The sequence below is a fragment of the Arthrobacter sp. zg-Y916 genome, assembly GCF_020907385.1.
GTDB lineage: Bacteria > Actinomycetota > Actinomycetes > Actinomycetales > Micrococcaceae > Arthrobacter_B > Arthrobacter_B caoxuetaonis.
Genome location: NZ_JAJJOD010000011.1, coordinates 215,139 through 234,134 on the forward strand (window position 1 = coordinate 215,139; position 18,996 = coordinate 234,134).

21 protein-coding genes are annotated in these 18,996 nt (G+C 66.7%); 10 read left to right on the top strand and 11 right to left on the bottom strand.

What is annotated here, in order from left to right; genetic code table 11:
• Positions 1-64 precede the first annotated feature (64 nt).
• The 3 genes from LOC59_RS16190 to LOC59_RS16200 all read left to right on the top strand — a co-directional run bounded on the left by LOC59_RS16190 (position 65) and on the right by LOC59_RS16200 (position 3,193).
• Positions 65-964 (top strand): hypothetical protein, encoded by a 900-nt coding sequence (locus LOC59_RS16190; protein WP_229973101.1) that lies wholly within the window; start codon positions 65-67, stop codon positions 962-964.
• A 610-nt stretch (positions 965-1,574) separates the two neighbouring features.
• A complete protein-coding gene (locus LOC59_RS16195) occupies positions 1,575-2,609 on the top strand; it encodes an isopenicillin N synthase family dioxygenase (RefSeq protein WP_227916914.1) in 1,035 nt (344 codons plus the stop codon).
• Positions 2,610-2,905: 296 nt separating this feature from the next.
• Positions 2,906-3,193: a DUF1905 domain-containing protein gene (locus tag LOC59_RS16200; protein WP_227896287.1), complete on the top strand. Its 288-nt coding sequence runs from the start codon at positions 2,906-2,908 to the stop codon at positions 3,191-3,193.
• 63 nt (positions 3,194-3,256) lie between these two features.
• Here LOC59_RS16200 and LOC59_RS16205 read toward each other — a convergent pair whose 3' ends face one another.
• The 3 genes from LOC59_RS16205 to LOC59_RS16215 are packed head-to-tail and all read right to left on the bottom strand — an operon-like array spanning position 3,257 to position 5,986.
• The gene (locus LOC59_RS16205; RefSeq protein ID WP_229973103.1) at positions 3,257-4,498 is read right to left on the bottom strand and encodes an N-acetylglucosamine-6-phosphate deacetylase; all 1,242 of its coding nucleotides are present in this window, start codon (positions 4,496-4,498) and stop codon (positions 3,257-3,259) included.
• 13 nt (positions 4,499-4,511) lie between these two features.
• The gene (locus tag LOC59_RS16210) at positions 4,512-5,255 is read right to left on the bottom strand and encodes a glucosamine-6-phosphate deaminase (RefSeq protein WP_229973105.1); all 744 of its coding nucleotides are present in this window, start codon (positions 5,253-5,255) and stop codon (positions 4,512-4,514) included.
• A complete protein-coding gene (locus tag LOC59_RS16215; RefSeq protein WP_229973107.1) occupies positions 5,252-5,986 on the bottom strand; it encodes a FadR/GntR family transcriptional regulator in 735 nt (244 codons plus the stop codon). The genes LOC59_RS16210 and LOC59_RS16215 overlap by 4 nt, the downstream gene beginning before the upstream one ends.
• Positions 5,987-6,191: 205 nt before the next feature.
• Here LOC59_RS16215 and LOC59_RS16220 point away from each other — a divergent pair, with 205 nt between their 5' ends.
• Complete coding sequence (locus LOC59_RS16220; RefSeq protein WP_227896290.1) at positions 6,192-6,371, top strand: hypothetical protein; 180 nt, start codon at positions 6,192-6,194, stop codon at positions 6,369-6,371.
• Between the two features lie 258 nt (positions 6,372-6,629).
• Here the strand turns inward: LOC59_RS16220 and LOC59_RS16225 are convergent, their stop codons facing one another.
• From LOC59_RS16225 to LOC59_RS16245, 5 genes are all read right to left on the bottom strand, one after another.
• Entirely contained in the window at positions 6,630-7,235 is a 606-nt protein-coding gene (locus LOC59_RS16225) for a class I SAM-dependent methyltransferase (protein WP_227896291.1), read from the bottom strand.
• Positions 7,236-7,444: 209 nt separating this feature from the next.
• The gene (locus LOC59_RS16230; protein WP_229973109.1) at positions 7,445-7,852 is read right to left on the bottom strand and encodes a VOC family protein; all 408 of its coding nucleotides are present in this window, start codon (positions 7,850-7,852) and stop codon (positions 7,445-7,447) included.
• Between the two features lie 14 nt (positions 7,853-7,866).
• Positions 7,867-8,301, bottom strand: a complete 435-nt coding sequence (locus LOC59_RS16235; RefSeq protein ID WP_229973111.1) for a helix-turn-helix transcriptional regulator — start codon at positions 8,299-8,301, stop codon at positions 7,867-7,869.
• A gap of 292 nt (positions 8,302-8,593) precedes the next feature.
• Positions 8,594-9,079: a hypothetical protein gene (locus tag LOC59_RS16240; RefSeq protein ID WP_229973113.1), complete on the bottom strand. Its 486-nt coding sequence runs from the start codon at positions 9,077-9,079 to the stop codon at positions 8,594-8,596.
• A 107-nt stretch (positions 9,080-9,186) separates the two neighbouring features.
• Positions 9,187-9,642 carry a VOC family protein gene (locus LOC59_RS16245; RefSeq protein WP_229973227.1) on the bottom strand — a complete coding sequence of 152 codons (456 nt, stop codon included), beginning with the start codon at positions 9,640-9,642 and terminating at the stop codon, positions 9,187-9,189.
• A gap of 50 nt (positions 9,643-9,692) precedes the next feature.
• Here LOC59_RS16245 and LOC59_RS16250 point away from each other — a divergent pair, with 50 nt between their 5' ends.
• A complete protein-coding gene (locus tag LOC59_RS16250) occupies positions 9,693-10,766 on the top strand; it encodes a DNA polymerase IV (RefSeq protein ID WP_442860599.1) in 1,074 nt (357 codons plus the stop codon).
• A 22-nt stretch (positions 10,767-10,788) separates the two neighbouring features.
• On the opposite strand, the gene LOC59_RS16255 is transcribed toward LOC59_RS16250, so the two are convergent.
• Positions 10,789-11,799 (bottom strand): NADPH:quinone reductase, encoded by a 1,011-nt coding sequence (locus tag LOC59_RS16255; protein WP_227896300.1) that lies wholly within the window; start codon positions 11,797-11,799, stop codon positions 10,789-10,791.
• Between the two features lie 248 nt (positions 11,800-12,047).
• Between LOC59_RS16255 and LOC59_RS16260 the strand changes: the two genes are divergently transcribed.
• The 5 genes from LOC59_RS16260 to LOC59_RS16275 all read left to right on the top strand — a co-directional run bounded on the left by LOC59_RS16260 (position 12,048) and on the right by LOC59_RS16275 (position 16,208).
• Positions 12,048-13,610 (top strand): sulfatase-like hydrolase/transferase, encoded by a 1,563-nt coding sequence (locus tag LOC59_RS16260; protein WP_229973115.1) that lies wholly within the window; start codon positions 12,048-12,050, stop codon positions 13,608-13,610.
• A gap of 198 nt (positions 13,611-13,808) precedes the next feature.
• Complete coding sequence (locus LOC59_RS16705; RefSeq protein ID WP_269437266.1) at positions 13,809-13,937, top strand: hypothetical protein; 129 nt, start codon at positions 13,809-13,811, stop codon at positions 13,935-13,937.
• A 165-nt stretch (positions 13,938-14,102) separates the two neighbouring features.
• Entirely contained in the window at positions 14,103-14,249 is a 147-nt protein-coding gene (locus LOC59_RS16265; protein ID WP_227896302.1) for a hypothetical protein, read from the top strand.
• 41 nt (positions 14,250-14,290) lie between these two features.
• Positions 14,291-15,409, top strand: coding sequence for a N(5)-(carboxyethyl)ornithine synthase (locus tag LOC59_RS16270; protein WP_231713814.1), 1,119 nt, complete (start codon positions 14,291-14,293; stop codon positions 15,407-15,409).
• Between the two features lie 34 nt (positions 15,410-15,443).
• The gene (locus LOC59_RS16275; protein ID WP_229973124.1) at positions 15,444-16,208 is read left to right on the top strand and encodes a hypothetical protein; all 765 of its coding nucleotides are present in this window, start codon (positions 15,444-15,446) and stop codon (positions 16,206-16,208) included.
• Between the two features lie 22 nt (positions 16,209-16,230).
• Here the strand turns inward: LOC59_RS16275 and LOC59_RS16280 are convergent, their stop codons facing one another.
• Positions 16,231-17,421: an acyl-CoA dehydrogenase family protein gene (locus LOC59_RS16280; protein ID WP_229973126.1), complete on the bottom strand. Its 1,191-nt coding sequence runs from the start codon at positions 17,419-17,421 to the stop codon at positions 16,231-16,233.
• Positions 17,418-18,944, bottom strand: a complete 1,527-nt coding sequence (locus tag LOC59_RS16285; protein WP_229973127.1) for an acyl-CoA synthetase — start codon at positions 18,942-18,944, stop codon at positions 17,418-17,420. The genes LOC59_RS16280 and LOC59_RS16285 overlap by 4 nt, the downstream gene beginning before the upstream one ends.
• Positions 18,945-18,996: the final 52 nt, after the last annotated feature.

Genomic DNA, 18,996 nt, shown 5'->3' on the forward strand with positions numbered 1-18,996 from the left:
TCTGATTACGCGTTTTACCCATTTGGACGGCAGGTGGCGGCCACGCAGCAGGAATACTGGAGAGGTGACTTCCTACGTTTCCCGCTTTGGCCTGCTGCTCGACGTCGACGGTCCGGTGGCCTCGCCGCTCACCCGCACTGTGTCCCCCGAGGTGATCGGCCATCTGGTCGCCCTCGCCTCCGCCGGCTGGCCGGTGGTCTTCAATACCGGCCGCTCCGATGACTTCATCCGGACGCAGGTCATGGAACCGATGATCGCCGCGGGCCTGCCGGACGACGTGCTGGTTCACGCCATCTGCGAAAAGGGTGCGGTCTGGTTTTCGTTCAACGGGACAGGTCCGGGCCTTGTGGAAGTCGACGGGGAACTGGCGCTGCCGCGCGAATACGCGGATGCGGTGCGGGAGCTGGTGGCCGGTTCCTACGCCGGCCACATGTTCTTCGACGAGACGAAGCTGGCGATGGTGTCGGTGGAACAGAACATCGACGTCGCCAACGCCGACTACCTCGCCGAGCAGGAAGCGTTCGACGCCGATGCCCTGGCGCTGATGTCCAGGTTCGACATGGGCGTCTGCCGTCTGGACCACCACGCACCCGACTCCGATGATTCCGTTGATTACCGGATCGACCCGACGATCATCTCCACCGACATCGAGGCCCTCGGCGTGGGCAAGGACCTCGGCGCCCGGCGCGCACTGTCCCTGCTGGAGGCGGCGGGGACTCCCGTGCCGCGGACCTGGCGGACGGTCGGGGATTCCCGGACGGATTACGCCATGGCGGACGAGCTGCATTCCCTGGGATTCGACGTCGCCCACGTGGATGTGCGCCCGGCCGACGGGGTTCCCGCCAAGCCCTATCCTGTGCTGACTGTTCCGGGCCGGATCCACGACGACGCCGGCGAGGCGTTCCTGCGCCGCTGGGCTTCGATGGCTGCAGGCACTGCGGAGGACGACTCGGCGGTGGCTTAGGGCCGGTGCCGGGCCTGCTGGGCCGGGTTGGCGGCGCCCGGGGGCTGACTGAACCGGGTCCGCGTCCGGGGGTGGACGCACCGCGACGCCTGTGAAGGTACCGGCTGGCAAGGGCTGCCGGTTTCGACCTTGACCTGCCGGAGCAGTGGACGTCACCGGTTTTGCTGCGAACTGGGATAACGCTGCGTTTTGGGTTCGGTATTGCTGCATTCGGGGAAAACGCTGCCATTTGTGATGTGTTTTGCTGCGAATAGGGACTTTCGCTGCGCTTTGTGCGTTTTGCTGCACGGCGCAGCCCGGTAAAACGCACAAGACGCAGCACTTTTCCCAAACTGCAGCAAAACCGCGTGCGGAACGAGCCCCTTCCGTTAGTCCGGTCATTGGTCCCTCGTCCGGAGTGCTTGTGGGACCCGCTGGTGCGGGCATGCACCGGGTCGACTGTCACCCCGTTCCAGGGCCACCAACCCACACCGCCCGAGGCCCGGAGGCCCTCGATTGTTACGCACACACCCCCACGCCAACCAGTAAACTCCCAAGCCAGGGCCCTCATGACGCCGTGTTGCGTAACATTTGGTTCCTAGTTGACAGTCCGTGGTGCTACGTTGCCGGAATGAGCGATAACCCCACATCGATCCCGGTCCTGGACCTCAGCACCGCCCGCAATGCCGACGGCACCTTCAACTCCGAGTTCATCGAAAAGCTGCGTGAAGCCACCCACAAGATCGGCTTCTTCCAGCTGGTTGGCTACGGCGCAGGCGAAGAACGCGTCAAGGACCTCTTCGATGTCACCAAGCGCTTCTTCGACCTTCCGCTCGAAGACCGCCTGGAGCTGGACAACCGCAAGTCCCCGCACTTCCGCGGTTACACCCGCCTGGGCACCGAGCTGACGCAGGGCCGCCCTGATGCCCGCGAGCAGGTCGACTTCGGCCCTGAGCGCGAGCCCGTCGCGGACTACCCCGCAGACCAGCCGTACTGGCTGGTGCAGGGACCCAACCTCTTCCCGGACACCGTCCTGCCGGAACTGCGGCAGACCTCCATGGAGTGGGCCGAGCTGATGAGCGAGGTCGGCGCCGAACTGCTCTCTGCCATCTCCGTTTCGCTGGAACTGCCGGAGGACCACTTCGCCGAGCCGTTCGAGGGCACCCCGGCCTGGATGGCCAAGCTGATCCACTACGTGGGCGGCGTCGTCAAGGAAGCCGGAACCCAGGGCGTTGGCTCCCATGCGGACTACGGTTTTGTCACCCTGCTCCTGCAGGACGAGGTGGGCGGCCTCGAAGTGAAGCCGCACGAATCCGACGAATGGCTCCCCGTCGAGCCGATCCCGGGCGCGCTGGTCGTGAACCTCGGCGAGATGCTCGAGGTCGCCACCCAGGGCTACCTGTCCGCGACCATCCACCGTGTACAGGCCCCGCCCGCCGGCGTCGACCGCTATGCCATTCCGTTCTTCTGGTCCCCGCGCCTGGATTCGGTCATTGACCCGGTGCAGCTGCCGCCGGCCCTGGCAGCCCAGTCACGCGGCATCTCCGATGACCCGCAGAACCCGATGCTCGCTTCCTACGGTGCCAACGTTCTGAAGGGCTGGCTGCGCGCCCACCCGCAGGTCGCCGCGATCCACCACCCGGAACTGGTTGCGGCTAAGAAGTAGCAAAACGTACGACGGCGGTCCGGCAGCGGGTGCTTATGGCACCCGGGCCGGGCCTCCGGCGTTTAAGCTGCCGGTTCCCCTGCGTCGAGAACGAAGAAGAGGAAGCACGCCGCAGCTCTGCCGGGCTGGAATTACCGGTCATGACGGCGCCCTTTGCGGCAAGGCCCGGCGGTGCGACTGATCCTGGCAGCGCCGCCCAAGGCCCCCGCGGCACGCCGCTTACCGTTCCTCTCCCCTGCCGAAAACGATAGGGTGACAGGGCCGGCAGCGCTGCCGGCACTGACAAGGAGAACACCATGGCAGAAGTCCCGGGCCCGCTCGACCATACCTTCACCGCGCCTATCGGGGTGCAGGTGAAGGGAGATATCTGGTCCTGCGTGGAGATGCCGGGATCGGCCAAGTTCTTTGGCACCGGGAAGACCGTCAAAGTCGCGGCCACCGTCGATGATGAGCCCATCCGCGGCGGCCTCATGCCCACCGGACAGGGCGGCCACATGCTCTCCATCAGCGCCAAGCTCAGGAAGAAGCTCGGCAAGGACATCGGCGACACCGTGACAGTGCACCTCACGGAACGCCTGACCTAAACCCCCACCCCGCTTTCCGCTGGACCGCTTTCCACTGGACTGTTTTCCACAGGACCGCTCAGATCAGAGCCACTGGCCCCGGCGCATCACCCTGACACGCTCGAGGTCCGGGCCGATCACCACAAAGTCTGCAGCGCCGCCGGCCACCAGCCGGCCTACATCCCTGCGGCCGAGCACGCCGGCGGGCACAGCTGCAGCGGAGGTAACGGCATCCGCCAGGCTTACCCCGGCGCCCACAGCGTTGCGGACCAGGTCCAGCATGGCAGCGGTTCCGCCGGCAATGGAGCCGGTCGAAGCCAGCCGGGCAACGCCGCCGCTGACCGTCACCTCGGCCGGGCCGAGCCGGTACTGCCCGTCGCTCAGCCCGGCAGCAGCCATGGAGTCGGTGACCAGGGCAATGTTCCCGGCCCCTAGGAGCTCGAACATCGCGGCGACCAGGTACGGGTCCAGATGGGTGTTGTCGGCGATGAGCTCCACGGCAGCAGCGCCCGCCGTCGCCGCCCGCAGGCAGGCGGCAACGGCGCCGGGCGCCCGGTGGTGGATCGGGTCCATCCCGTTGAAAAGGTGCGTGACAGTGGGCCGGGCAGCTTCGGCGCCAACGGCAGACGCCGCGAGGAGCTGCCGGGACAGCGCCAGCGAATCGCCGGCCCGGCCTGCCGGGGAGGCAGTATGCCCGAGGGAAGGGATAACGCCATTCTCCGTGAGCAGTTCCACCAGGGCGTCCGCTCCGGGCAGCTCCGGGGCGTATGTCATAGTCCGCAGCTGTCCCCGGCCGGCGGCAATGAGTTCACGGGCCAGGCCCAGGTCAGGGTCCCGCAACCAGCGCGGGTCCTGTGCACCGCATCGCGCTGCGGCCAGGAACGGCCCTTCCAGGTGAATTCCGGCAACCAGGCCTTCTTCTGCGAGGCCGGCCAGCAGCGTCAACTGCCGCAGCAACGCTTCCGGGGCGTCGGTCACCAGGCTGGCAAGCAGCGTGGTTGTTCCGTCAGCATGCAGCTTCGCGGCAGCGTCCCGGACCGCGGGGCCATCAGCCCGGGAAAAGTCGACGCCGTAGGCTCCGTGGCAGTGCAGGTCCACGAATCCGGGGAGCACCACCTCACCGACGGAGAGCTCGACGACGACGTCTCCCGAACACGGTTCCAGCGCGTCCTGCGGCCCGGCATAGGTGAGCACACCGCCGTCGACCGCTACAGCGGCGTCCGGAACCGTGCGGGCGCCGATCACCGCCGCTCCGCGGAGCACAAGCCGTGTCTCTTGGCCTGCCGGTTGATCGGCGGGGACCGGAACGGGGTTTCCAAAGGCCATGAGGAGTCCTTCCCTACAGGAGTGCGGCCGCTGCAGCGTCGGCCAGAACAGTGACCCGGCCGTGCAGCTGCAGGACGGAGGCCGGGCAGTCCCGGCTGACGGGACCCTTCAGCGCCGCACGGAGCGCCTCCGCCTTGTCTTCGCCCTGTGCGATGAGGAGCAGCTGGCCGGCATCGAGGATGGTTCCCAGTCCCTGGGTCAGGCAGTGCGTTGGTACATCTTCGAGGGAGTCGAAGAAGCGGCGGTTGGCCTCGCGGGTGTCCTCGCTCAAGGCCTCGACCCGGGTTCGAGAGTCCAGGGCGCCACCGGGTTCGTTGAAGGCCAGATGTCCGTTGCGCCCGATACCCAGGATCTGCAGGTCGATTCCTCCGGCGGCGGCAATCCGTTCCTCATATGCGGCGCAGGCTGCCGGCAGGTCTCCGCTGTGCGGGTCCGGCAGGTGGACCGCGCGGGGATCCAGGCCCAGGGGTTCGATGATTTCGCGGCGGAGGACTTCCGCGTAGCTCTCCGGATGGCCCGGCGGCAGCCCCACGTATTCATCCAGGGCGAACCAGGCGGCGTGGCCGAAGTCCGCCCCGCTGGCGGCCAGCGCCCTGTAGAGGGGGGACGGCGAGGAACCCGTTGCCACACCGATCACCGGTGAGTGCCGGGAGGCCAGGGCGTCCAGCACCAGCCGGGAGGCAGCCGGCCCGATTCCCGCCGGCTCCAGCACCCGCACCAGCGGAGCTGCGGGATGTTTCACGGTGCCGGCGCTCATGGAGCAACCGGCAGCTTGGCCAGCTGTTCCCGGATACCGTCAAAGTGCCGCCGAAGCCGTTCGGACGCGAGTTCCTTGTCTCCCGACTTCACCGCTTCGAGGATCCCCCGGTGCACTGCTGCGTTCTCCATGAGGTTGACCAGCGGATCCCCGCCCAGCTCAAGGTGGATCTTGCTGTAGACCTTCCAGAAAACGGACATCAGGTTGGAGAGAAGTTCGTTTCCCAGCGGTTCAAAGAGCTGGTAGTGGAACTTCTCATCCACCTCGGCGAAGGAATTCCCAGCGGCCGCCGCTGCTTCCATTTCCTGGACGGTTGCCTCGATTTCGGCAAGGTGTTCGGGCGTCCACAGGTCCATGGCCTCGCCGATCAGGCCCGCTTCGAGCGCCTGCCGGACGTCCACCAGCTGCAGGGCTTCCTTGCCTTCGTGGCGCAGGGAGAGGCGGCCGCGGAAGGTCAGCCCGTCTGCCAGGGCGTCGAAGTTCGCCGGAGCCACGAACATGCCGAAGCCGTGGCGGATCTCCACCGCACCCAGTGCCTGGAGTGCCTTGAGTGCTTCACGCAGGGTGTTGCGGCCGATCCCCAGCGCGGCGACCAGTTCAGCTTCGGTGGGAAGCGCGTCGCCGGCTTCGAGATCGCGTTCGAGGATCAGTTCCATGATTTCGGCCTGCAGCGCCCGTGAACGGTTCTGGGCACTGAAGCGCGCCGGCAGTGCAGCGTGGGGCAGGCTCATGGGTCCTCCCGTGACGGCGGATGGTCGGTGCGGCTGGAGCAGACAGCTGCGTGTCCACACAGGTTATAGGATGTCCTATCTTTAGAACAGGCCTCGCAAAAAGTGTGTCTTGGGCCTCTGACGGCCAGCTGCGAGGAACCTTACAGTTCTCAACAAGCATCGGACATCCTACGTCCGATAAGTGACATGGGTGGCGAGGCAATAGATGAACAAGTCACTGCGGATCTTCAAGTCCGAGGTGCGGCAGCTGAAGGACGAGGACGTCCCAGCCGGCACACCGGCGGCCGAAACCGATCCGGTAACCGGCGCGCCGATCCCTCCGGTTCCGCCCGCACCAGTCCCGGGTACGCCGCTGCCGCCCGCTTCGAGGGCTCCGCGGGATTAGCCCTGGCCGCGCCAGGACGGATTCGCCGGGACTCGTTGGCTTCGGGCTATCCCGCTGCAACCTTCGGGGAGTTGTCGTCGTTTAGGGACACCCCGCGCCATCCTTCGGGGATATAACGTCCCCTGGGGTCGCCTCAAGCAGCGTTATCTCCCCGAAGGTTCCGGCCGATCGGCCTACAAGAGCGTTATCTCCCCGAAGGATTAGCGGACCTACTTGTTATCCGGCAAGATCCCGTTCCGGGACGGCCGCAGCCAGGACTTAGCGGCGCCCCAGGACAGCGACCAGGAAGTCCGATTCGACGTCGAACGGCCGCAGGTCCCAGGTGGAGAACTTCTGCTGCACGGTCAGTCCCACGGAGGAAGCGTCTTCGAAAAACGTGCCGAAGTCGTAGCCGCGGCCGGCACCGAAGCCGACGACGATGCGTCCGTTCGGGGCCAGATGCGCGGCCATGCGTGCCAAGGCATCCGGTGCGGTGCCCGGGGCCAGGAACGCCATGACGTTTCCAGCGCTGACAATCAGGTCGAACGGCTCCGTGATGCCCTGAGCCGGCAGGTCGAGTTCGGTCAGGTCCATGGTGAACCACGGCAGATCCGGGAAGTCCTTTTGCGCGGCGGCAATCAGTTCCGGGTCAACGTCCACGCCGACGACGTCGTGCCCGCGGCGGGCGAGCTCCCCGCCCACGCGTCCCGGGCCGCAGCCGGCGTCAAGGATCCGGGCGCCGCGCGGCAGCATCGCGTCCACCAGCCGGGCTTCACCAGCAAGGTCGGCGCCGTCCTGGCGCATCTTCTCGAAGCGTTCGATGTACCAGGCTGAATGCTCCGGGTTCTGGCGTTTTTTGGCTTCCCACAGGGTTTCTTTTCGCACTCCTCAAGCCTACGCGGCCCGGCCTGCGGGTGCTCGCCGGACGGGGTCTGCCCGCTGCACAGAATCCCAGCCCACGTGACGCCTGATCCCTGCTGTGACCGCACCAGCACCACCCGTAACGATGGCTGGGAAACCATGCACTATGGCCCGGACGAACGGAACCTGGACCCGGCGGCGAAGCGCCAGCCAGCCGGCGACGGCTCCCCGGCTCAGACGCCGTTAATGCGGATCTGGTTGCCAGCCGGGTCCCGGAAGGCACAGTCGCGGATTCCGTAGGGCTGGTCGGTGGGCTCCTGGATGACTTCGGCGCCGGCAGACATCACTCCCTCAAACGCCGCATCCACGTCCGGAGAGGAGAGGACGAGCGTTGCAAAGGTGCCCTTGGCCATCATCTCGGCAATCATCCGGGTCTCATCCTCGGTGACGGCGGGGTCAGCCGTCGGCGGGTAGAGCACCACGGAGACATCCGGCTGGTCCGGCGGACCCACCGTAATCCAGCGCATTCCCTCGTAGCCGACGTCGTTCCTCACCTCGAATCCGAGGGCATCACGGTAGAAGGCGAGCGACTCGTCGGGGTCGGTCTGGGGCAGGAAACTGTTGAATATGTTCAGGTTCATGCCGGCAACGTTAGTTACCGCCCCGCAGCCTGCGCTTCTCTATTCCTGACCGGTTTGGAGACGTTCTTTGCCACGCAGGACGGGATGCCCTTCATTGCTTCGGCCTGCTCGCGCCGGTAGGCGCTGGGCGGGATACCCACCAGTTCCGCGAAGCGGGTGCTGAAGGTTCCCAGCGAGGAACAGCCGACGGCGAAGCACACCTCGGTAACGGACAGGTCGCCGCGGCGGAGCAGCGCCATGGCCCGCTCGATCCGCCGGGTCATCAGGTAGGAATAGGGCGCCTCGCCAAAGGCCCGCTTGAACTCGCGGCTCAAATGGCCCGAGGACATATGGGCATCGCGGGCGAGCGCCTCCACGTTGAGCGGCTGGGCATATTCCCGGTCGATCCTGTCCCGCACCCGGCGGAGGATCACCAGGTCCTGAAGGGGCCGATCTGCTGCGGTGGGCATGCCGCTACGGTAGCGTCCGGGGGTGCTGCGCACCAGATGGATTTCAAAGTGGATGTCCTGCTTCCCGGGGCAGCGGCCGCCCTGCCAATTTGGGCGCCATCAAAACGCGAATTCCCTCCGCATTGGGACACCCCTGCCACTTCGTGTCTTTCCTGCGCGGCACCGCGTCAGGGATGTCCCGCGCCGGCAGGAAAGTCCCAAAACGGAGCAAAATCATCTGGCCCCGGCGGGCCGGGTGAGGCGGCTCAGGGTTGCCGGGTGGAGGCGGCCCCGACGGACCGGGTGGGGCGGCTCAGGGTTTCCGGGTGGACGACGCAGCCGGCACAGCGGACGTCTTCCGCTTTCGAAACAACAGGCGCAGCAGCCCGACGAAGACGGCATTTCCGGCCAGCGTCCCCACGGCGACGAGCACGGCGCCGATCGCCCACAAGCCGGAATCATCCGTCAGCGCGGCGCTCAGAATCCAGGACGCCGTGAACGCCGCCGGCATGATCAGAATGACGGCCACGGGCTTCAGTAACTCCGTGCCGGCCCAGGCCAGGATCGCCCAGGAAACAATGCAGGCCCGGACCTGCCACCATTCATAAGGACCCGACGACGCACCGGTGACCGGGTCAACGTCCCGCTGGGTGTCCCAGCCGAACCACGCCCACCAAAGTCCTGCGCTGAGCACGGCGAGCGCGGTCAAGGCCAGTGCCCTCCAGCGGCGGCTCCTGCGTGCCGCGTCCAGCCGGTCCTGCCACTGAGAGCCGGGCGCAGCGTCAGCCTGCGGCTTCATTGGAGACTGCCCCGTGTCCATATACTTGCCCGCCCTCTCGCCCTGCCCCCAATGGGGCTGTCCCTACCCAACCTACAGAGTCACGGGCAGGTTGGCGGCCAGGAGCGTCAGCCGGCGCGGGGAGCCTCCACATCAATCACCCAGGTCACCCCGAACCTGTCGGTCAACATCCCAAAGCCAGGGCTCCAGGCCGACGCCGCCAGAGGTTCGATGATCTCTGCCCCGTCCGCGAGGCTGTCCCACAGAGCGGTGACTTCGTCCAGGCTCTGGCCACGCAGGGACTGGAAGAACATGCGGTCGGTAATCGTCGCGCCATTCTCCCGTATCGTCCGGCCCGCGGTTAGGGAGATGTCCGCTGTGTCCAGTCCCGGAATGTCATAGGCCATCAGGCGGAACCCGCCTTCGGCCTCCAGCTGGCCGAACACCAGCTTGCCGGCTCCGGGGAGATCCTTTGGCATGCCGTAATCACCGTAGGTGGCCGAGTTATGATCCCCGCCGAAAACTGACTGGTAGAACTCCAAGGCAGGGCGGGCTGTGCCGGGAACGCCACGGCCTGGTCTCAGCGAACCTCCACCGGGTGACCATAAAGCCGTTCTGGGGCACACTGGACCGCGTGAGTTCAATCCCCTGGGTGCTGCACGTCGACCTCGACCAGTTCATCGCGGCGGTCGAGGTGCTCCGGCGCCCGGAACTGGCGGGCAAGCCCATCATCGTCGGCGGGCGTGGCGATCCCACCGAACGCGCCGTCGTCTCCACTGCATCGTATGAAGCCCGGGCCTTCGGCGTCGGTTCAGGAATGCCGCTGCGCATCGCGGCCAGGAAGGTGCCCGACGCCGTGCTGCTCCCGGTGGATGCCGAGGCTTACCTCGCCGCCTCGGATGAGGTGATGGCCACCCTGCGCGCCCAGCCGGGCGCCGTCGTGCAGGTCCTGGGCTGGGACGAAGCGTTCGTCGGCGTCGAAACCGGGGACCCCGCAGCGTACGCCCGGCAGATCCAGGCCGCAGTGCTGGAACGGACGCAGCTGCATTGCAGCGTGGGCATCGGTGACACCCTGGTCCGCGCCAAGAACGCCACAGATTTCGGCAAGCCTGCCGGTATCTTCCGCCTCACGGCAGAGAACTGGCTCGACGTCATGGGCGCCAAACCCACCAAGGAACTGTGGGGTGTCGGCAACAAGATCTCCGCCAGACTGGCCAAGCTCGGCATCAAGACAGTCGCCGAGCTGGCTGCGGCGGATCCGCAGGCGCTGGTGCCGGAGTTCGGCCCGAAGATGGGCCCTTGGTATGCCTCGCTGGGACGCGGGGACGGCTCCGGCACGGTCGATGACACTCCCTGGGTGGCCCGCGGGCACAGCCGCGAGACCACGTTCCAGACGGACCTCACCGAACCGGACCAGGTGCACGACGCCGTCACGCAGCTGGCCGCCGAGGTCCTCAAGGACGTGGCGGCGGAGGGGCGGCCCGTCATCGGCCTGACCCTGAAGGTCCGGTACGCGCCGTTCACCACCAAGACCCACGCCCGGAAGATCCCCGAGACCTTCGACCGCGCCGAGGTCCTGGCGCGGGCGCTGGACCTGGCAGGCGCGATCGAGGCCGGGCGGCCGATCCGGCTGCTCGGGCTGCGGGCCGAAATGAGGATGCCCGACGATGCCCGGCAGGGCCACACTCCGACCCGCGGCGGGTGGTAACCCGGCCGCGGGCCTTAGCGAATCAGTCCGCCACCCGGATCAGGACCTTGCCGGTGGCACCGTTCTCCACGGCGTCGTGCGCGGCGGCGGTTTCCTCCAGCGGGAACCAGGTCAGCGGCAGTCCCGCGTCCTCGCCCACCGGAAGCGCGCCGTCGCCCAGCGCTGCCGTGATGTCCTCGGCTGCCGCCTGCTGCGCCTGCTCCCCTACCGTGTAGATGAGTACACCCTGCCAGCGGACGTTCTTGGCGAAGCTCGGGCGAACCGGCGCGGTGAACTCCCCGCCGCCGTTGTCCGCGTAGTAGGCCACACTGCCGTGGTTGGCGATCACCTCGACGTCGAGCTCCGCGTTCTGCGCCGGGGACACCTCCACAATGTGATCGACGCCGTCGGGCGCGATCTCGCGGATGCGGTCCGCTTCGGAGCCGTCGGGATATCGGACAATGTGCCGGGCTCCGGCAGCACGGGCCAGCGCTGCCTTCGCGTCAGAGCTCACCGTTGCAATGACGTCCGCTCCCGCCCAGGCGGCAAGCTGGATCGCGGCATGCCCCACGGCGCCGGCACCGCCCTGGACCAGCACCGTCCGGCCGGCGAGCGCCCCGGGAGACAGCCGGGACGGTCCAAACTCGTGCACCGTGAGCGCACGGTGGGCCGTCATGGCCGGCACGCCGATGCTTGCACCGACGTCGAAACCCACCCCGTCCGGCAGCGGGACCACACGACCGGCGGGGAGGACTGCGTATTCCTGTGCGGTTCCCGTGGGACGGCCGTGGGCGGCCAGGAACACCCACACGCGGTCCCCGGGCTGCAGCCCCTCAACGCCCTCGCCAACAGCGTCGACAACGCCGGCGCCGTCCTGGTTGGGTACCACTTCGGGGAAGGGAACACCGCCGGCGCGGGCCTTCCAGTCGGTGGGGTTCACCCCGGATACGGTGATGCGGACCCGCACTTCGCCGGGGCCGGGATCGGCAACCCCGCGCTCGGTGAGGGAGAGGACAGAGGACGCTCCGGGCTCGGAGTAGACGATTGCTTTCATAGAGGACACCAAGGCGATCCCAGGCTGATCTATTCCCCCGCCCGCAGCGGTCTTCAGAGCCGGACTTTTCCCGCCGCACGTACCGTCGGAAGCAGCTTTCCGAACCAACCGCCGGGGTGAAGGCGGATGATGCCCAGTTGAACGAGGCATAATAGCCAACTAAGATGCTTGAACCCAAGGGCTGTCCTAATGTCAAGGCCAGCCAGATTTTTTGCCCACACTGCTTATTAGGAATGCGAGGTGCTGCCATGTCCGGTCGGTTGCTGCATGCGACCCGGCGCGGCAGCGTCGCCCTGGGACACGTCCTGGTCTATGTCCTGATTTGGGCCGGACTGGTGATGCTCAGCGCCGCAGGGGTCATCCACTACACGTGGGGCCGGATCTCCTTCGGCCAAATGCTCCTCAACCTTAAGTCGGTGGATCCCGACGGCGGCGGCGGATCCATTGTGTGGACCGCTATCCTGGCCATCGGCGTCGCCCCTGTGCTCCTGACGCTGGCCATCGCATTCTTCCAGCAGCGCCGCCGCCACAAGCGGAAGCACCTCGCCGCCAGGCAGGCCCACCGGCCGAGCTGGACCATGCGGGTGATTGCCACGTTCCTGGTCTCCGCGGTGGTTGTTGGCGGCACCACGGCATTCGTCACCACGGTGGGGATCGCGGACTACATCAAGGCAGCAAACTCTAAGTACGACGTCGGCAACTACTACGTGGAGCCCACCGTTACCGCTGCGGACAGCAAGCGGAACCTGGTGCTGATCTACCTGGAGTCCGGGGAACAGACCCTTGCCGATGACCAGCTCTTCGAGAAGGACGCCTTTGCGCCCCTGAAGGAAGTCACGCAGGAAGCGGACGGCTGGCAGAGCATTGAGGATTTCCAGCAGTACCAGGGAGGGGGCTGGACTATGGCCGGCCTGGTCTCCACCCAGTGCGGCATCCCGCTCAAGGGCACGGTTTTCGGTGCCGGCGACAGCGCGGCCACCGATGCCAAGAGCGTGGGCAGCGGCGATGTGGACACCTATCTGGGCGGGGTGACCTGTCTGGGTGACATCCTGCAGGACCAGGGCTACACCAGCACTTTCATGGGCGGTGCACGCTCTTCCTTCGCGGCAAAGGACACCTTCCTGAGCGGCCATGGCTACTCCCAGGTCAAGGGCCTGGACGATTGGCGGGCTGCCGACGAACCGGAGAACAGCTTCCGCAGCGACTGGGGCCTCAGCGATGAGCGGCTGATGGCCAACGCCAAGGAAGAGGTCGACAGGCTGCACGCGCAGTCCGAGGAAACCGGCCAGCCGTTCAACCTCTCGGTCCTGACCCTGGACACCCACGAACCGGTGCATATCTACGACTACTGCACCGTGGACACCGAGAATAAGGTCACCTCTGCGTTTGCCTGCTCGATGACCCAGGTCGCCGGCTTCGTCGAGCACTTGAAGGCGCAGGGCTATCTGGAGGACACCGCCGTCGTGATCATGGGCGACCACCTCAAGCACATGAGCGCCGGTGACGCCTTCCACGAGCAGCTGGACCACCACGAGAACCGCACCATCTTCAACCGGATCTGGGTTCCCGGCGGTACGGCCACCGAGCCGCGTTCCGGCGTTGACCAGCTGAGCATGCTGCCCACCATCCTGGAAGCTGCGGGGCTGACCGTGCAGGACCGGCAGGCCGGCCTCGGCGTCTCAGCGTTCGCTCCCACGGTCCCGGAGGGCTCGGCGCAGGCCGTCGAGCGGGACGTCTACGCCGAGCTGCTGGAATCGCTTTCGCCGAATTTCTATACCGACGCCTGGGCCGCTGAGGCGCTGGCGCGCTAGCTATTCGACGCCGGGTCCGCGGATTGGGCGCCCTGCGCCGGGGCGCGACGCCGTCAGCCGGGTACCGCCGCTTTCCCGGCGGCAGCGAAAAGGCTGCGGAACAGGGGTGACACCGCCGGTTGGCCGGGTGGACGATGGGAAGACCGGCAGAGGCAGCAGGATTCCCCGCCCCGGCCCAGAGAAGAAGGGTAAATCCCCATGGCAGATCTCGGCGGAATGGCAGACAAGGCGAAGGACGCAGCCAAGGACAACCCGGAGAAGGTTGACCAGGCCAAGGACAAGGTCAAGGACGTCGCCGACGGAAACAAGGACGACGAGCAGAAGTAACCAGCAGACCGCTGCCGGGCCACCCATTGGCAGGGCGGCCCGGCTTTCTACTGAAGATTTCTGCTGCAGACCTGGCCAGCCGTTGCCGGCACTGGCCGACGCATCTGTTCCTTAACCTGTAGGGTGCGGGGTCAGGAACCTTTCGGTTCCGCTACAGGAGCGAACATGTCAGACAAGTCCCCGCGCCAATCAGCATCCGCCAAGTCCAGCAAATCCATCAAGGAAAAACGTGCCGATAAGCGGGCTGCGGCAGAGTCGCCCAGCCCCACCGGCAAGGCCGCGGGTACCGAGTCTGCGAGCCGCAAAAAGTGAGTGCCCCTTCGAACGGCCTCACGCTGGGAATCGTCTCCAGTATGCGGAAACCCGCTGAGCGGCGGCTGGCGATCCACCCGCTGCACCTTGAACGCGTCGCACCCGAACTCCGGCAGCAGCTAATTCTTGAAGAGGGCTACGGAGAGACGTTTGGTGTTGCAGACGATGTCCTGCAGCCGCTTGTGGGAGGGATGCTCCCGCGGACGCAGCTGCTGGCGGAGGCCGACGTCGTTCTCCTGCCGAAGCCGCAGCCGGAGGACCTGGCCGAGCTTCGGGAGGGGCAGACGCTGTGGGGCTGGCCGCACTGTGTGCAGGACCGCGCGATCACGCAGCTGGCCATCGACAAGAAGCTGACCCTGATCGCCTTCGAGGCGATGAACCACTGGAAGAGCGACGGCGGCTTCGGGCTCCACGTTTTCCACAAGAACAATGAGCTTGCCGGTTACTGCTCCGTGCTCCATGCCCTGGCCCTGACCGGGTCCACAGGTGATTACGGCCGGCGGCTGAGCGCCGTCGTCATCGGTTTCGGTGCCACTGCCCGCGGCGCCGTTACCGCCCTGAACGCCCACGGCATCCACGATGTGCAGGTGCTGACCAACCGCGACGTCGCGGCGGTCGGTTCACCGATCCACTCGGCGCGGATCAGCCAGTTCGACCACGATCCGCAGGCACCGTTCCTGAGCGAGGTCATCACCGACGACGGCCGGGTGCCGCTGGCCCCGTTCCTCGCCGAAAGCGACATCGTGGTGAACTGCACCCTGCAGGATCCCAACGCGCCGCTGACCTACCTGCGCACCGGGGACCTGGCCGCATTCCGGCCCGGCAGCCTGATCGTGGATGTCTCCTGCGACGAAGGCATGGGCTTCGAATGGGCGAAAACCACCAGTTTCGCGGATCCCATGTTCGAGGTTGGCGAGCGCATCAGCTACTACGCCGTGGACCACAGCCCGTCCTACCTCTGGAACTCCGCCAGCTGGGAGATCAGCGAGGCGCTGCTGCCCTTCCTGGAGACGGTCCTTGCGGGTCCCGAAGCATGGCACGAGAACGAGACCATCCGGAAAGCCATCGAAATCCGCGGCGGCGTCATCCAGAACAAGGACGTGCTGCAGTTCCAGCAGCGGGAGTCCGGCTACCCGCACGCGGCGCTGGACAGCCGGTAGGGTAAGACGACTGTTCACATTCTCCGGGGGAATCATGAGAAAAACCGCTGCTGTCCCTGTCCTTGCCCTGCTGCTCCTTATTACCGGGTGCACGAACGCAGAGTCGGAGGCGGTTGCTTCTCCGGTCCCGGCGTCGCCGTCTGCTTCTCCTTCCAGCGCAACAGCGGTTGAGGCAACAGAAGAGCAGACCTGCTCCGCACTGCTCGGAAACGACGGCAAGGGGCCTTTGTACCAGGCAATCTCCCTCGTGAGGATCGGGGACGGGACGTTCGGCTTCGCCGGATCTCCGGATGCTGTCGGCCCTCTCGATGAAACGCTCCGGGGCATCGCGGCGGACGCACCGTCCGCGATGGCACCACAGTTGAAAGAGCTGACGCAGGCGATGGGGGGCGTCATCGCGTTAGCGGAAAAGCCGAGTGGGGCTGCAACGTTCGACCCGTACGCCTGGACGGGCACGATCGGGGAAATCCTCTCCGTCTGCGCCCGCTACGAGGCCGGCGTGGCGGTGCCGCCCGCGGACGGTATCAGTACCGCGTACCCCGGCTATCCACTGGTCGTGGATGCTGCATCCGTGGAGTACCGAGTCGCCGCCTGGTTCAGCAGCAGGCTCAAGGACGGCCGGCTCGTGGCGCTCGCTCCGGGGCTGTATGGGGCATACGACCCGGACGTGCCCGATCTTTCGGGCTACTACGTCTCCCCCGCGGTCGCCGGAGACAGTGCCATGAAGCAAACCGTCTTCCCCGGTTCCGGCGGCACGGCGTCGTGGTCGGGCGTCCGGCCCGGCACCCAGGAACCGTAGGGCACCGGGCTCCCCGGGTCCCCTAGGCGAAGGCCGAGTGGCCGGTGAGGGCCCGACCGACGATCAGGGTGTTGATCTGGTGCGTGCCTTCGAAGGTGTAGATCGCTTCGGCGTCCATGAAGTGCTTCATCACCTTGTTCTCCAGCACGATTCCGTTGCCGCCGAGCACCTCCCGGCACAGGGCGACGGTATCGCGCGCCTGGGACGCGGCCATGAGTTTCACCAGTGAGGCGTGTTCCTCCTGCAGCTCGTCCCGGTCGGCGAGCCGTGCGGCCTGGACCAGTGCGCCGAGGGTGGAGGTGATGTTCACTTCGGCGCGGACGAGCAGGTCCTGCACGAGTTGGAACCGTGCCAGCGGGCGGCCGAACTGGTGGTGGTTGACGGCGTGGGCCAGGGCCGCGTCGAAGGCACCGACCGCGTTGCCCAGGGCCGTCCATCCAACCTCCAGGCGGGTGAACTTCAGGACTTCGGAGATTTGGCGGAAGGATTCGACTCCGGGCAGCCGGGCTGTGTCCGGGACGCGGACGTCGGTGAGGGTGATGTGGGCGTTCTGCACGGTGCGCAGGCTGTACTTGCCCTCAATCTTTTCGGCCGACCATCCTGGGGTGCCGGTGGGGACGAGGAACCCCAGGAACCGCCCGTCTCCGCCCTGTTCCTTGGCCCAGACGACAGCTTCATGGCCCCAGGTGGCGTTGCCGATCCACCGTTTGGTGCCGTTGATGACCCAGCCGTCGCCGTCGCGGCGCGCTGTGGTGCTCATCCCGCCGGCGATGTCGGAGCCGGAGCCGGGTTCGGTGAGCGCGAACGCACCGACCAGTTCACCGCTGGCCACCGCGGGCAGGATCCGGGCTTGCTGGGCGGGTGATCCGAAGCGGCGCACCGAAAGCCCGAACAGCGAGCCGCTGACTCCTGCGAAGGTGGCCAGGGAGGCGTCCTTGCGGGCCAGTTCCGCGGTGAGCATTCCGCGCAGCAGGTGGCTGGGTTCGGCTCCTGGGTGCAAGTGCCGGCCCAGCTGCCCGGTGGCGGCCAGAGGCTGCAGGAGATCGAACGGGAATTCCGCCCTCTCCCACGCACGGTTCAGCACGGTCTCGTCCATGCCGGACAAGGCTGAACGGAAGTCCTCCAGCACTGCCCGCTCCGAGGGATCCAGCAGCGCCTCAAAGAGCAGCGGGTCATGGTTCTGGGTTTTGGCGGATGCGGTTGCGGTGCTCATCGGGAGGCTCCTTGGCGGGCGCGCAGATCGGTCTTCAGCAGCTTGCCGGTGGAGGTGCGCGGCATGTCATCGATGAACTGGATCTGCTTGGGAATTTTGAACCGGGACAGTGCGTGGGCGACGGCGGCACGGATGCCTTCGGCTGTGAGCTCGGCGCCCTCTTCGGGGACGATGAAGGCCTTGCCCACCTCGCCCCACTGCTCATCCGGCACCCCGATCACGGCGGCTTCGGCGACGCCGGGAACGTTCAGCAGCGCGGACTCGACCTCCGCCGGGTACACGTTCTCCCCTCCGGAGACATACATGTCCTTGTACCGGTCCCGGATCCAGTAGTAGCCGTCCTCGTCCTGCACCGCGGCGTCGCCGGTGCGGAACCACCCGCCGGCAAACGCCGACGCGGTGGCCTCGGGACGCTGCCAGTACTCACGGATAACGTTCGGTCCTACCGTCTGGATTTCCCCAATTTCCCCGGAAGACGCCGGACCGCCGTGCGGTGCCACGAGGCGCACGTCGACAAGGAACTGCGGCTTGCCGGCGGACCCGGCTTTGTGGATACCGTCCTCGGCGGCCAGCTTGAGCACCGCCGGGGCTGTTTCAGTCAGTCCGTAGCCCTGCTGGACGGCCACGCCCCGCCCGGCCCAGACCCGCAGGATGCGTTCAGGCACCGGCGCTCCGCCGACCACGATGGTGCGCAGCGAGGATAGATCTGTTTGGTTGAACAGGCTGTGGTGGGCCAAGGCGTCGAGCATCGCCGGCACGGCGAACATGCTGGTCACCCCCTTCTCCTGGATTGCGGAGAATACCTTCGCCGGCTCCACGCTGCGGTGCACCACGATGGTGCCGCCTTTGAGGAACGTTGGCAGCACCAGACCGTTAAGCCCGGCGATGTGGAACAGCGGCGCGGCAGCCAGGCACACCTCGTCGGGGCGGAGATCGGTTTCGATCAGGACATTGATGTCGTTGAAGAACAGGTTCCCGTGCGTCAGTACAGCACCCTTGGGCCGGCCGGTGGTGCCGGAGGTGTACATCAGCACGGCCGGGTCATCCAGACCGCAGCAGACTTCCGGCACCGGCACTGAATCTCCAGGCAACTGCGCGTACGCCGTCCCTGCGCCCGTGCCGTCCACGTCCACCAGCACTGACGCGGGGATCCTCCCGGCGATCAGCCCTGTGGCCTCGGCCTGGTCCCGGCCGAAGAACAGCACGGAAGCACCGCTGTCCTGCAGGATGTACTCTGCCTCGGCCGGGGCAAGCCGGGCGTTGACCAGCACGCAGACCGCCCCGATCCGCGTCGCCGCGAACAGGGTCTCGAGCAGCACCGCATGGTTGGCCCCCCAGTAGGCCACGCGGTCACCCGGACGGACCCCGCTGTGGGCAAGCCAAGCGGACAACACTTCCACCCGCGCGGCGAACTGGGCGAACGTCGTCTCCGTCCCCTCGAACTCCACTGCTATGTGGTCAGGGCTCAGCATCGCGCGGCGGCGCGGCCAAGACCCGAGACCCAGGTTCTGCAGACTCGACATGGTGTGTATTCCTTCGGTTCAGGAGGGGAGGAACTCTGCGCGGCAGCGTCCC